General features: G+C 65.1%; 14 protein-coding genes. 4 read left to right on the plus strand and 10 right to left on the minus strand.

From position 1 onward, the window contains the following. Position 1: 1 nt before the first annotated feature. Positions 2–652, plus strand: coding sequence for a DUF7288 family protein (locus tag NP511_RS03950; RefSeq protein WP_049964498.1), 651 nt, complete (start codon positions 2–4; stop codon positions 650–652). A 14-nt stretch (positions 653–666) separates the two neighbouring features. Here NP511_RS03950 and NP511_RS03955 read toward each other — a convergent pair whose 3' ends face one another. Beyond that, positions 667–882, minus strand: coding sequence for a hypothetical protein (locus tag NP511_RS03955; protein ID WP_233274300.1), 216 nt, complete (start codon positions 880–882; stop codon positions 667–669). A gap of 480 nt (positions 883–1,362) precedes the next feature. Here NP511_RS03955 and NP511_RS03960 point away from each other — a divergent pair, with 480 nt between their 5' ends. From NP511_RS03960 to NP511_RS03970, 3 genes are read left to right on the plus strand one after another with little or no spacing between them, the layout of a single operon-like run. Next, positions 1,363–1,527: a hypothetical protein gene (locus NP511_RS03960; RefSeq protein ID WP_233274301.1), complete on the plus strand. Its 165-nt coding sequence runs from the start codon at positions 1,363–1,365 to the stop codon at positions 1,525–1,527. Further along, positions 1,524–2,015 carry a DUF7266 family protein gene (locus NP511_RS03965; protein WP_006649012.1) on the plus strand — a complete coding sequence of 164 codons (492 nt, stop codon included), beginning with the start codon at positions 1,524–1,526 and terminating at the stop codon, positions 2,013–2,015. The genes NP511_RS03960 and NP511_RS03965 overlap by 4 nt, the downstream gene beginning before the upstream one ends. After that, on the plus strand, positions 2,015–2,803 hold the full coding sequence (locus tag NP511_RS03970; RefSeq protein WP_049964500.1) for a DUF7289 family protein: 789 nt from the start codon (positions 2,015–2,017) through the stop codon (positions 2,801–2,803). The genes NP511_RS03965 and NP511_RS03970 overlap by 1 nt, the downstream gene beginning before the upstream one ends. On the opposite strand, the gene NP511_RS03975 is transcribed toward NP511_RS03970, so the two are convergent. The 9 genes from NP511_RS03975 to NP511_RS04015 form a co-directional block, all read right to left on the minus strand. Further along, the gene (locus NP511_RS03975) at positions 2,797–4,008 is read right to left on the minus strand and encodes a hypothetical protein (RefSeq protein WP_049964501.1); all 1,212 of its coding nucleotides are present in this window, start codon (positions 4,006–4,008) and stop codon (positions 2,797–2,799) included. The two genes, NP511_RS03970 and NP511_RS03975, sit on opposite strands and share 7 nt — an antisense overlap. A gap of 83 nt (positions 4,009–4,091) precedes the next feature. Then, positions 4,092–4,982: a CheR family methyltransferase gene (locus NP511_RS03980; protein WP_049964502.1), complete on the minus strand. Its 891-nt coding sequence runs from the start codon at positions 4,980–4,982 to the stop codon at positions 4,092–4,094. Then, positions 4,979–5,500 (minus strand): chemotaxis protein CheD, encoded by a 522-nt coding sequence (locus NP511_RS03985; protein WP_049964503.1) that lies wholly within the window; start codon positions 5,498–5,500, stop codon positions 4,979–4,981. Before NP511_RS03985 ends, NP511_RS03980 begins: the two co-directional genes overlap by 4 nt. Then, positions 5,497–6,765: a chemotaxis protein CheC gene (locus NP511_RS03990; RefSeq protein WP_049964504.1), complete on the minus strand. Its 1,269-nt coding sequence runs from the start codon at positions 6,763–6,765 to the stop codon at positions 5,497–5,499. Before NP511_RS03990 ends, NP511_RS03985 begins: the two co-directional genes overlap by 4 nt. Next, entirely contained in the window at positions 6,762–7,367 is a 606-nt protein-coding gene (locus NP511_RS03995) for a chemotaxis protein CheC (protein ID WP_006181852.1), read from the minus strand. Before NP511_RS03995 ends, NP511_RS03990 begins: the two co-directional genes overlap by 4 nt. 31 nt (positions 7,368–7,398) lie before the next feature. Next, positions 7,399–10,938 carry an Hpt domain-containing protein gene (locus NP511_RS04000; protein ID WP_049964505.1) on the minus strand — a complete coding sequence of 1,180 codons (3,540 nt, stop codon included), beginning with the start codon at positions 10,936–10,938 and terminating at the stop codon, positions 7,399–7,401. Continuing rightward, entirely contained in the window at positions 10,931–12,136 is a 1,206-nt protein-coding gene (gene cheB / locus NP511_RS04005) for a chemotaxis-specific protein-glutamate methyltransferase CheB (RefSeq protein ID WP_049964506.1), read from the minus strand. The genes NP511_RS04000 and cheB overlap by 8 nt, the downstream gene beginning before the upstream one ends. Then, positions 12,133–12,495 carry a chemotaxis protein CheY gene (gene cheY / locus NP511_RS04010; RefSeq protein ID WP_006181855.1) on the minus strand — a complete coding sequence of 121 codons (363 nt, stop codon included), beginning with the start codon at positions 12,493–12,495 and terminating at the stop codon, positions 12,133–12,135. The genes cheB and cheY overlap by 4 nt, the downstream gene beginning before the upstream one ends. 139 nt (positions 12,496–12,634) lie before the next feature. After that, positions 12,635–13,420 (minus strand): chemotaxis protein CheW, encoded by a 786-nt coding sequence (locus NP511_RS04015; protein ID WP_049964507.1) that lies wholly within the window; start codon positions 13,418–13,420, stop codon positions 12,635–12,637. Between the last annotated feature and the right edge of the window lie 117 nt (positions 13,421–13,537).

Raw genomic sequence — 13,537 nt, forward strand, 5'->3', positions numbered from 1 at the left:
CATGAGTGGGATCAAACGGACCGGGGGCGGTGACCGCGGGCAGGCCTACACGCTCGAGGGATTCATCGGTTCGATGGTCGTGTTGATGGCAGTGCTGTTCGCGCTGCAGTCGATCGTGATCACGCCGACGACCGGCGGCGCGGCCGATCGGACGGTCCAATCGCAAGTGCAACAGGAGACGATGGACGCGCTGACCATCGCCGCCCAGGGACAGGGACAGGGCGAGAACGGGACGCTCTCGTATATGATTCGGTACTGGAACGACTCCGAAGAGCGCTTCCACGGAGCGAACGCGACGGATTCGGGCGATACCTACGGTGCGCAGTCGTTCAACCGCGAGGCGTTCGTCCTCGGACAGATCCTGTCTGACCGGTACACGGAGACCGGTTCGTACTACAACGTCGAACTCGTCTATCAGAACGGCAGCACGACGGACAACGTTACGATGGTCAACCAGGGATCGCCGCCGGAAAGCGCGATCACGGCGAGCCGGACCGTCACGCTGTACGACGATGACGAGCTGACGGCACCGGGTAGTAGAGACGAGGGGATCAACCTCTCCGAAGCTGAGAACTATCCGATCCCATCCGCCAAAAACGGGGATAACAATCCGATCTACAACGTCGTCGAGGTACGGGTGATCGTATGGTAAGTCGTCGTCTGCAATCAAACGGTGATGTTCGGGATGATCACGGGCGCGACCGAGCCCAGTTGATCCTGATCGGTGCGATCACGCTCGCGTTCATCATTCTCGGGCTCGTCGTCGTGGTCAACAGCGTGTTGCTCACCGAGACGCTTTCGTCGGGCGACTCCGGCCGGAGCGGAAGCGACGCTGCCATGGTCGAACACGACATCGAGCAAGGGATTGGGGGGGTCGCTCACCGCGGCAATCTCAGATGGGACGATGACGATTATAATAGTACTCTCGAGAGTACAATCAATGAAAGCTATTCGGAACGATATCGGAACACGACAGCTAACAGTCGACCCGTCGTCGTCGATGTCGAATTCAATAAAAAAGCGCAAACCGCGTCCGTCAAAACTGATAAACAGATATCGTCTATTAGTTCTCTTCTACCGAATACCACTAACGTCGGTCACCTAGCGTTCAAACTAGAGGCTACTGGCAGCGGCGAGATCACGGTTGAGGACGCTAATCAAGGAACGGAAATAACGATCAATGACACTGGGGGAGAGTTCATAATAAAAGATGGGGAAGACAACCGTTGTACTGTCGGTAATGAGAACGCAAGTATCAACGTTGTTAGCGGCGAAATCAACGTGAGTACAGGTTCTGATTGCACGTTCAATACGATCGATCCGTCGGAGACATCTACTCTCTCCATAACTACCAACAACGATATGGTAGGGACGTACGACCTCGTTGTCAAAGACAACGGCTCGTTGGGATCCGGCTACGACTACACCGGTCGCGCATGGGCCGTCGACGTCACCGTCACCTACGACTCGAGCGACGTCTCCTACGAGCGACCGTATCGCGTCTTCCTGTACGGTGATCGATCATGAACCGCGGCTTCGAGGACGACGATCGGGGCGTCTCGATCGCACTGACACACGTCCTGACGATCGCGATTACGACCGTCCTCGTCGCCATGTTGATCACGAGTGCAAGCACCATGCTCGAGACCGAAACCGATCGCAGCGCCGATATTGGCCTCGAGACGATCGGCGAGCGCCTCGCCAACGAGATCGGCAACGTCGATCGGATCGCGACCGGAGACGACGGGCGGGCCGAGCGGGTAGCCGTCACGGCCAGTCACCCGCGGACGGTCGCGAACTCCAGATACACCGTCGAACTACGGCGTAACTGTACTGCACCGTTGCTCGACGGGCAGACCGATTGCCTGCGACTGACGGCGGCGAGTGCCGACACGGTCGCCTACGTGCCGGTTGAGACGACCGCCGACATCGAGAACAGTTCGGCCAGCGGCGGTGAGATCGAGCTGCAGTACGACGGATCGTCGAACAACATTTCGATCACGGAGGCCCGCTAATGCGGGGGTGTCACGATCGAGCCGGTGGCGACCCCGCGAGCGACGACCGGGCAGTTTCGGACGTCCTCGCGTTTATCCTCGTTTTTGCGATCATCCTCGGCTCCGTCGCACTGCTGTCGACGATCGGATTTCAGACGATGACCGACTATCAGGAGGGTGAACAGGTCCGGACCGCGGACCGGGCGATGGCGGCGCTGGCGGACAACTTCAACGACGTCCTCCGGTACGACGGGGTAACGGGACGAGAGGGGGAACTGTCGCTTCGAGGGGGGACCGTTCGAACGGGATCGGACGGAACGAGAGTGAACGTCTCGATCGACGGGACATATATTGGCAACGGATTGAACACTAACGACGGCGGCGAGTTCGACCTCGGCCGGTTCGAGTACGGTCTGGATGAGGACACGGTCGCCTACGAGGGCGGTGGTGTCGTCCGAGCCGACGACGGCGGGAGCGTCTTCCGCGAGCGGCCGCGACTGCGATGTGATACCGATCACGATCGGGCAGTCGTCTCGCTCGTCGCGATTCAAAACCCCGACGACCGTTCGGTGCAGGCCGACGGACGCGTCGGCTTCGAACTGACGAGCGTCAACCGCGAGACGGTCGTCCGAGAAGATGTTAACAAGGTTTCAATCAACGTAACCGAAACGGAGTACGAGACCGCATGGAACGGAACCTTCGACCGAGGTGACTGGGAACTAAGCGATGACATCGGGGGGACCTGTAACCCGCCCGAGAACGATCTAACTGTCGTCGTTACCGTCCTCGAGGGCCGGATCGACTACTGAGCTTCTCGGTCCCAGTCGCCGGTGAGCATCGCCCGCAACCCCGCGCGGTCGGCCAGTGATTTCACGCGGGTGGCCCGCTCGGAGACGCTGCCGGCGGTCTCGAGTACGAGACCGTTCGAGAGTCGTTTCGGTGCCGCCATCGGTGAGCCGTCGGCCCCGACGGGGTCGTCGTTGAGGACCGTGCGGTCGCTCCCGTCGGGACGCCACGGCGGATCGACCCCGGCGAGGCCGCGATCGAGGAGGTAGTCGGCGGCCTCGACCAACGCGCCGTCCGACGTCGAGTGGCCGATCGCGCCGATCGACCCGCGCTCGTTGAAAAACCGGACGACGTACTCGCCGTCCCCACGACCCTCGTCGCCCGGTTTGCCGGAACGGCTGTCAGTTGCGGTGTCGGCCTCCTCGCCTGGAGAGCCGTCTCCCGACTCGTCGCGTTCGCTCTCGGTCGGATCGTCGGCCTCGAGCGCGGCGTCGCCGGCTGCCGTCGGTGATTCGGCCGTCCCCTCGCGAGTCGGACCGTCGTCGGTGATTGCGGATTCGCTGAATCGGACCGAGACGGCCGGACCGTCGCCCGAAGCCGGCTGCTGCTCGGCGAACGCGACGACGAGCTGGTCGAGAAAGCGCTCGGCCGCGGCCTCGAACTCGGGAGCGTAGGCCTCGCCCTGTGTCGTCGCCGCCGTGAGCCGGTCGACGATCGAGTCGACGAGGACGGGCCGCTCGACGGCGAGCTGTCTAGCGACCAGTTCCCGCGAGTGGCGCTCGAGACGGCTCCCGAGCGTCGATCGCGTGTAGTTGGCCAGTACCGACTCCGCGTCGGGGAGGTCGGCGAGCCGGACGGTACGGTAGTCGATATCGGACGTTCCCGCCAGCAGGAGGAAGTCGCGACCGTTCGTGTAGATCGCCCGGTCGACGCCGGTCCAGGCCATCGCCCGTCTGAGTGCGTTCGCCCGACTGCCGTCCAGCGAGTCGGTCGCGGGTTCGACGGCGACGAACAGCGCCGGCACCGAGTCGACGGTCGGGACGTACTCAAGGTGAACGTCGTCGACGTCCCGATCGGCACGACACGAGTCGGCCCGGACGTCCCAGCCGAGCGTCTCGAGGAGGGGCTCGACGAGCCACCTGCGGGTGTCCCGCAGGGTGGTCGGCGGCGAGGCGTCGACCAGTGCCTCGGCGCGAGCGGTGTAGGAGCGAATGTCGAGGGGTGGCATTCGTCGGGAGTAGTCGGTCGACCGCCATGTAACGTCCGGTCGACTGCAGGCGGGAGAACGGTTCGGTGTCGGGTTCGAGCGGACTAGTGGTCCGTCGCGGTCGGCTCCTCTCGCTGGTAGATCCGGAGGCGGGCCTCGCGGACGGCGAAGGCCGACTGGAGGTTCGGCGGGATGGTTTCGGCCTTTCCGATGACGAGATAGCCCGACGACCGGAGCGAGCGGCCGATGGTCTCGAGCATGGAGCGCTTGTACGCGTTGTCGATGTAGATGAACAGGTTCCGACAGACCACGAGATCGAACCCCGATTTCGGCTCGTCGTTGATCAGGTCGTGGCGCTGAAAGCGGACGTTCGTCCGAACGTCGTCGGCGATCCGGTATCGCCGGCCGTCGACGTCGACGTACCGCTGGTAGTCGTCGAGAAAGGAGAGTTGCTCGTCCAGATCGATCGTCCGCGACTCCTCGTAGACCCCCTCGCGGGCCGTCTCGAGCGCCGGCCGCGAGATGTCGGTCCCGAGGACGTAGACCGACGACTCGTCGATCTCGGGATCGTCGCGGGCGAGCATCGCCAGCGAGTAGGGTTCGCGCCCGTCGGCACAGGCGGCGCTCCACACCCGGAGCGGGCCGTTTCCGGAGAGTCGTCGGAGGACGGTCCGGATCCCCTCCCAGACGTCCGGATTCCGAAAGAATCCCGTGACGTTGATGCTCAGCGCCTCGAGCAGCGCCTCCTGTTCGGCCGGCTCCTGCCGGAGCAACTCGAAGTACGACTCGTAGGTGTCACACTGGGTGCGTCGCATCCGGGAGGAGACGCGGCGATCGAGGTAGCTATCGTTGTAGTGGCTGGTCGCGAAGGAGAGTTCTTCCTCGACGAAGGCCAGCAGTTCCGTGAACGTCTCCTCGTCGTCGTCGCCGCCGGTGTCGTCGAGCGGGAGATCCAGGTCTTCGGGATCGATCTCGCCGGCACCGTCGCCGATCACAGTTCCGTCACTCCGTTCTCGTCGTCGCCGTCCGAGGTCTTCACGACGAGGCTCCCCGTCCCGGGGGTGAACTCGACGGTGCGGCCGTGTTCGCCGCCGACGTCTTCGGCCTCGAGGGGGACGCCGAGTTTCTCGAGTTCCTCTTTCGCGGCGGCGATGTTGCGCTGGCCGACGCCGTCGCCGAAGCTCTCGAACTCGAACATGTCGCTGCCGCCGGCGATCTTGGCCTCGACGGCGGTGTAGTTGGCCCCCTGTTCGACCATTCGGCGCAGTAGCGCCCGGATGGCCGTGTCGGCGTACTTACCCGGTTTGCGGTCGCTGTTGTCGGCTGCGTCGCCGTCGGGCAACATGACGTGTGCCAAGCCGCCGATCGCCGATTGCGGGTCGTACAGGGCGATCGCCAGACACGAGCCCAGCCCGTAGGACTTGAGCGTGTCGTCGCCGTCGCTGACGACGAGTTCGGAGATGCCGACCTGGACCGGCGTCGGTGCGCCCGGTTCGGTGCCGTAGGTCTTCATGTGGTATCGACTTCTTGGAACTCGGCCGTCGTCTTGGCGTCTTCGATCCGATCGACGTCCAAGTTGTTCAGCGCCCGCTCGAGGTCCGATTCGTCCGGGATTGCGTACACTTCACAGTCGAACTCGCGGCCGTCGGCCACGACGACCGTGTCGAAGACGAACGCGAAGTCCTGGTTCTCGCCGAGCTGGATGATGACGGGGTCGACGGCCGCGGCACCCATGTCGTGGATGAACTCGGGGGTCGAGTGGTCGATCGTCGTGTCCAGGACGTTCGCCCAGCCGTCGAGGAAGCCACTGGCCATGATGTTGCCCAGTTCCTTGATCGCGCTGGTCCCCATCTCGCCGAAGCCGTCCTCGTCGACCTCCATCGGGACCATCGCGTCGACGATCTCGTGGGCCGACTCCTCGTCGAACAGGAAGAGCAGATAGCCGCTTGGCATCCCGTCGAACTCGAAGGCGACGCCGACGAGTTTCTCCTCGGCGACCTGCTCCGGAATGGCCTCGAGCGAGACGAAGTTGAGCCGCCGGATCTCGACGCTGGTGTCGATGCCGGTCAGCGTCGTGGCGGTTTCGGCGACTTCCTCCGCGCCCCGTTCGGCCATCCGATCGAACCCGTCTAACTTGTCGTACTCGATGCCCTCGCTGGTGCGCAGCCGCTCTAAGAGCTTCGACATCGACTCCCGTTTCGGGAACAGGTAGTGGTTGAACCCGACTTCGGTGCCGACGGTCTCGATCCGGCTCTGGAAGAGCAAGGCGAGGTCGTCGTCGCCCGGCGCTTCGTCGATGTCGCCGAAGAACGGCTCCGCGGAGACGCCTTCGACGAACTCGGGTGTCGAGACGTCGATGACGGCCTCGAGGACGTCGGCCCAGCCGTCGATGAACCCGCTGTTTATGATGTGACCGACCTCCGTCGCGGCGCTTTCGGTCATCTCGTCGAACTCGTCGGGTTCGCCCGCGTCGCCCTCGATCTCCGCGTCGGGGCCGGCCTCGGCCAGCAGCGTCTCGACGACTCGGAACGCGCTCTCGCGCTCGAAGACGACGACCGAGTAGCCCTCGATCGCGCCGGTGAGTTTGACGCGGACGCCGACCTTCTCGGTCGAGTCCTCGAAGTCGCGCCGGATCTCCTGGCCGCGCATGAAGTTGAGTTTCGTGACGCCGACCTGCGTCTCGACGCCCATCATGTGGGTCAGTCGGCCGGCCGCGATCCCGGCACCCTCTCGAGCCATCCGGTAGAACGTGCCGAGTGCGTTGACGTCGAGTTTCATGCGGGTTGGACTTCGATGCCGTTGACCATTTCCACGAACTCTTCCAAGTCCGGGAACGCGTAGATCTCCGCCTCGATCTGGTAGCTGGGGACCGACAGATCGGAGTCGAAGAACAGCGCGAGGTCGTCACCGCCGAGACTCGCAGTCCGGGTGACGATCTCGCCCGTCGGGGCGTAGACCAGCTGTGGCGCGGCGATATCGATCGCGCGGCCCAGCACGTCAGCCCAGCCGTCGATGAAGCCACTGGCCATCATGTTGCCCATCTCCTCGACGGCACTACGGGCCATCTTGCCCGAAACATCTCCCATGTCGTCGACGACGTCACGCAGCATGATCGCCGTGATCTTCTTGGCGCTGGCCTCGGGGAAGAGGATGAGGATGTGACCGTGTGGGGGATCGAGCAGTCGGACCCGGACGCCGACGCGCTTCCCGGCGTCGAGCTGTGACTCGATGTCGTCGACGTCGATGAAGTTGGTCTTGGTCACCTCCATCTGGGCGTCCTCGCCGGTCAGTTTGCTCATGTTGTCGGCGACGCCGTTCGTCCCGACTTTCGCCATCTCGTTTATGAAACTCAGCTTTCGAATGTCGACCATCATCGTCATGGATTCCTCCGTAGGGTTGGGTGTTGTTCGTTCATAGTGTCGTCACGTCCAGAATGTTGACTACCTCCCCCCGTCCCCGAACCGTCGCGCCGCTGATCCCAGGAATGCCGCTCATGAAGCCTTCGAAGGGCTTGACGACGACTTCCTGTTGGCCGCTGACCCGATCGCAGTGCAGGGCGACCTCGCGGACGTCGTCGCGGATGCGGACGACCATGCCGTTCCCGTTCGCGCCGGCTGCCGGCGTTTCGAGGATGTCGGCCAACGAGACGACGGGGTAGTCGCCGTCCTCGCCGGGCAGGATCGACTCGCCGTCCGTTGTTTCGATCGCCGTGGCGGGCTCGATGTCCCGGACCGCCTTGGTCGGGACGCCGAACTCCTCGCCACCGCTTTCGACGAAGAGGATCTCGTCGATCGCAACCGTCACCGGCAGTTCCATCGTCACCGTCGTTCCCTCGCCGGCCTCGCTGTCGATCGAAACCATCCCCTCGAGATCCTCGACGGTCCGCTTGACGACGTCCATCCCGACGCCACGGCCGCTGACGTCGGTCACCTCATCGGCCGTCGAGAGGCCGGGATGGAAGATGAGATCGTAGGCGTCCTCGTCGGGAAGTTCGGCGGCCACTTCGGGCTCGAGGACGCCCGCCTCGACTGCTTCGTCGCGGAGCCGATTGGGGTCGAGCCCGCTGCCGTCGTCCTCGACGGTGATCGTCACGCGATCGCTCTCGCGGTCGGCGTGGACTTCGACGCTGCCCTCGGTGGGTTTGTCGGCGGCCTCGCGCTCGGCGGGCGGTTCGACCCCGTGGTCGACGGCGTTGCGAACCAGGTGGATCAGCGGATCGCCGATGCGATCGAGGATACTCCGGTCGAGTTCGACGTCCTCACCGGTCATCTCGAAGGCGACCTCCTTGTCCTGTTCGCGGGCGATGTCGCGGACGACCCGCGGCAGGCGGTTCGTGACCGTCCGCAGCGGGACCAGTCGGATGTCCATCACCGTCTCCTGCAGGTCGGTCGTCAGGTCCGACAGCGCGTCGAGTTCCGTCTCGAGGGCGTCGTTGTCGTCGTCGGCCTCGGCCGCGTGCCGGAGGCGAACGCGACTGGTCACCAGTCCCTCGACGAGATTGAGCAGGGAGTCGACCTGTTCGACGTCGACCCGGACCGACTGGATCTCGTCGGCCTCGTCGTCGGCGTCCTGCTCGACGTCCGTGTCGGGTATCTCGATGTCCGGAATCTCGAACTCGGGTTCCTCGACGGTCCGGACGACATCGTCGCCCTCGTCGTCGTCGGCATCGTCTCCGAACGACGATTCGGATCCGGATTCCGACTCGTCGGTCGACGATCCGAAGTCGGTATCGACGTCGAACGCGTCGGTGTCGTCGAACGCGTCGTCGTCGAGTCCGTCGTCGATGTCGTCATCGAAGCCGCCGAACCCGTCGTCCCCGTCCTCGAGGTCGACGGAGTCGGCCGATACCTCGAACTCGTCGTCGGCACTAAACGAGTCGGCAGCGTCGTCGATCGGCTCATCGCCGAACGGATCCTCGTCGGCCGTCTCGAGGCCGTCGTCGAATCCCGCCGACGGTTCGAAGCCGTCGTCGGTACCGAACGAGTCGTCGGCCGCGCCGGCTTCGATATCGGCGTCGGCAACACTGCTGTCGGCGGCAGGGGTCTCGGCACCGTCGTCGGCCTCGACGTCGTCGACGGTATCGGCCCCAGCGGTGGCGGTATCGGCCTCCTCGAGGTCGGTCCCGTCATCGGTTTCCGTCTCGAGATCTGTCGGGGCTCCGTCGTCGGCGTCGACGGCGACACGCTCGTCGGTGGCGTCATCGATCGCGGGCTCGGTATCGGCGTCCGAGACGCCCGCCTCGTCGGCAGGCGCGTCGTCGACTACGATCGGGTCGTCGGCGGGACGGCCCGTTTCCGCCGCCCCGGGTTCGGTATCGTCGGCGTCGTCAGCGGCGGGCGCTGCCGTGCCATCGGGTTCCGTCGACTCCTCGAGTGCCGTCTCGGCTTCAGTATCGGTGGACTCGGCGGTGGCCTCGTCCGACGCCGGCGAGCCCGCAGTATCGGGCGTCGCTTCGGGTTCGTCGGCCGGCTCCGGCGTCGTGTCCGCCTCGATCCCGTCGGCCGGTTCGGTTTCGGGAGCGTCGGTCGCCGGCTCGTCGCCTTCGGCCCCGCTCTCGCGGTCGTCGGAAGCGGGGGCAGCGACCACGTCGGTATCGGCCGTCTCCTCGGCGTCCGCGGAACCATCGACCTCCGACTCGCCGGCCGCCAGTTCATCGGCCGCCGGGTCCGTCTCCGCGTCGACGAGCATGTCGTCGACGGCGCTCTCGGTCGGCTCTTCGCCCTCGAGGAACGCGTCGTCGTCGGCCTCCTCGCCGAGGAGTTCGTCCATGTCGACTTCTTCGTCCTCGTCGAACTCGTCGAACTCGAGTTCCTCGAGTTCGTCCTGCAGTTCGTCGAAACCGACCATCTCGACTTCGTCTTTGAGTTCGTCGAAGACCGCGCTGGCGTCGTCGACCTCGTCGTCGCCGTCGTCGGCCGCCGACCCACCGGCCGCAGTGTCGGCATCGGCGCCGCCGGACGCCGCGTCCGTCTCGCGGTGTTCGGCCGGCGGTTGGCCCGGTTCGGCCTCGAGTTCCTCGACATCCTCCTCGTCGAGCAGGTCGTCGAAGGACCCGGCCTCGCCCATGTCCTCGAAGGCGTCGAGTTCCTCGTCCTCGACGTCCTCGACCATCTCGTCTAGGTTGTCGAACTCGTCGAACTCGTCGAGCAACTCGTCGACCTCGAGGTCCTGTGCGTCGGCGGAGGAGATGTCTTCGGCCGCGACGTCGCCGGGGTCGTCCGCCGGCGCGGCCTCGAACCGGTCGTCGACGTCGACGATCTCGAAATCGTCGACCTCCTCGACGGGCTCGAGGCCGGAGGCGATCGCGGCCTCGCCGACCGCGGTCGCGAAGACGGCGTCGAAGCCGCGGTCGTACTCGTCGGCCTCGATTCGATCCCGAGACGGGGCGGTTCCCATCAGCTCGAAGGCGTCGATCAGCGCGTCGACGACCAGTTTGCCGTTGTTGACGCCCTCGCGTTCGGCGATGTCGAGACGGGCGAGGTAGACGTCCCGGTCGTCGTCGGTTGGGGGTGCGAACCGCGAACAGATCTCGTCGATCTCCTCGGGCGTCGGCGACGCGAGCCCGGGCCGGGCTGTATCTCGCTCGAGGTACTCCCGAACCGCGTCGATCGTCGCCGACGGATCGGTGTCGATCTCGCCGTCGGCGGCGACTTCGTCGATCATCGTCTCGAGTTCGTCGACGGCCTCGAAGACGACGTCCATCAACTCCGGCGTCACCTCGATGTCGCCCCCGCGGACGGCGTCGAGCAGGTCCTCGATCGCGTGTGCGAGATCGCTGGCCGACTCCAGCCCCATCGCCCCGCAGTTGCCCTTGAGCGTGTGCGCGATCCGGAAGATCTGCTCCATCGCCTCCTCGTCGTCCGGATCCCGCTCGAGGGTCAACAGGGCGTTGTTCAGCTCCGTGATTCGTTCTTCGCTCTCCTGCACGAAGTCCGTCAGATAATCACTCATCGTTCTCACCGTCCGTCGTGAACGCGTCGACGATCGCGTCGGCGATGCCGTCGGCGGGCGCGACCGTGTCCACGCAGCCAGTTTCGATTGCCTGACAGGGGATGCCAAAGACCGGGCTCGTCGCCTCGTCCTGTGCGATCGTGTGGCCGCCGGCGGCGTCGATCGCTTCGATGCCGGCCGCGCCGTCGCGGCCCATCCCGGTCATGACGACGCCACAGAGCGGGTCGGTGACCCGGGCGGCGACGCTTTCCATCGTCACGTCGATCGACGGCCGAACGCCGTGGACCCGTTCGCCGTCGTCGAGTCGCAGGCGGAGCCGTTCGCCGACGTTGCTCGCTACCTCGAGGTGGACACCGCCCGGGGCGACGGCCGCTTCGCCGGGCGCCAGTCGATCGCGGTCCGCGGCCTCGGCGACGTCGTACTCGCTGCGTGCGTCGAGGCGTTCGGCGAACCGCTCGGTAAACCCCGGCGGCATGTGCTGGACCACCAGGACCTTCGCCTCGAGGGCGGCCGGGAGCCGCTCGAACAGCCGTTCGATGAGCTTCGGGCCGCCGGTCGACGCGCCGATGACGACCGTCGGGGCGGTCTCGGTGTCGCCGTCGACGCTCACGGGCGCTGTGTCCTCGTCGATCCCGGACCCGGAACCGACGCTGGGGACGTCGGGGCCGACTGCGGAGCGATCGGATACCTGCGTCTCCGTACTCCCGCCGGCGACGGCGTTGCCGGTCGTGGTTTCGCCCGCGCCGGCCCGACCAGTGCGGGTCGCGTGGGCTGTCGCGGCCGCTCGAGCCAGTGCCATCGAGGATACCTCCGCGGCGGCGAGGTCGTCGACGGCTTCGACGACCTCGTCGGTGAGGTGTGCGATGTTGCGCGAACCCGAGCCGTCGGGCTTGTGGAGGAAGTCCGCGGCCCCGCGCTCTAACGCGTCGAGCGTGGCCGTCGTTCCCGCCTCCGTGTGGACGCTGAGCATGAGAATCGGGGTCGGGTTCGACGCCATGATTCGCTCGACGGCGTCGATCCCGTCCATACCGGGCATCTCGACGTCCATCGTCACGACGTCCGGATCGACGGCGGCGGCGCGCTCGACCCCGATCGCGCCGTCTTCGGCCCGTTCGACCTCGTAGCCGGCTTCCTCGAGCGCGTTGCCGATGACTGTCCGCATGAACTTCGAGTCGTCGACAACGAGTACTCGCGTCATGCAGCGACGACGTCCGAAAGGGCCTTTCTGACGCTGGGTTCTTCGAACGGTTTCGTAACGTAGCCGTCCGCCCCAGCTTTCACGGCGAGTTTCATTTTCTCACGCTGTCCGACGCTCGTACACATGATGACGCGGGCGTCCGGGTCGATCTTCTTGATCGCCGCGGTCGCCTTGATGCCGTTGCATTTGGGCATCACGATGTCCATCATGACGATGTCGGGATCGTGTTCTTTGTACAGTTTGACGGCTTCAGCGCCGTTGGACGCCTCTCCGAGGATGCGGTAATCCTGTTCCAAAATCTGACGCAAGAGGTTCCGCATAAAATGAGAGTCGTCCACGATGAGCACCCCTGTCGACATTCAGTAGTACACCAAACTCTCGTTGAGATACAACTACCATAAATGCTGTCTCTCGATTATCAGACGTGATAAACGACGAATACGGCACGAAGACCCGGCTCAAAGCCCCTCTTAGCGGACGGCGTGGGTTCGCCTTTCGTTACGACCCACCGGACGCCAATAACAACCGCTCGATGTCGACCACGGCCGTCGCTTCGACGACGATCTCCGTCGTCGTCTCCTCCCCGTCGCCCTCATCGGGTTCGGCGGCCGACTCGTCGGTCGGCTCGACTTCGAACGTGTCGCCGATCGATTCCCCGAGCGCACCGCCGGCCGACCCCATGGACAGGGCCGCGGAGCCGCCGGCTTCGGTTCCGCCACCCATCTCGGCACCGGGGACAGCACCGATCCCGTCGTTGGTCGGTCGCTCGGAGCGGACACCGCCGACGTCGACGCTCGGGTCCCGCTCTTTGGTCACGATCGCGACGACCAGCGGATGCTCGAGGGCGTCGCCCGTGAGGTCGCTGTCCGCGACCGACTCGGCGTCGACGATGTCGCTTTCCGGCACCGTCTCGACGCCGATGACCTCGTCGACCCGGATCGCTGCCGACTGCCGATCGCTCGGTCGATCGAGAACGAGCAGGCGCTCGCGCCCCGACCGCTCCTCGGTGACCGGGAAGTGGACCCGCGGATCGATGACGGCCGTGATCTCCCCACGAAGGTCCATCAGCCCCTCGATTGCGGGCGGGGCACGCGGGACCCGTGTCAGTTCGTCCGGCGGTTCCGCGATGGTTCTGACCGCATCGACCGGGAGCGCGAGTCGGTGTTCGCCGACGCCGACGAAGACGAACCGGAGCAACGTCTCCTGGTCGTCCTCGTCGCCGTCATCGGGCCGGTCGTCGTCGATATCGATTCCGAGAAGCTTTTCCGAGAGATCCGGGGCCATGGTCCTGTTCGTGTATCAGGTTCCACCAATAAAACGTTGACTCCACCGTGGGAGTCGTCGGAACTGACACGTCGCCGACCATCGATTACCATCCCGGTCGCCTCGTACGTCATTTGA

The organism is Natrinema thermotolerans (assembly GCF_031165565.1).
GTDB lineage: Archaea > Halobacteriota > Halobacteria > Halobacteriales > Natrialbaceae > Natrinema > Natrinema thermotolerans.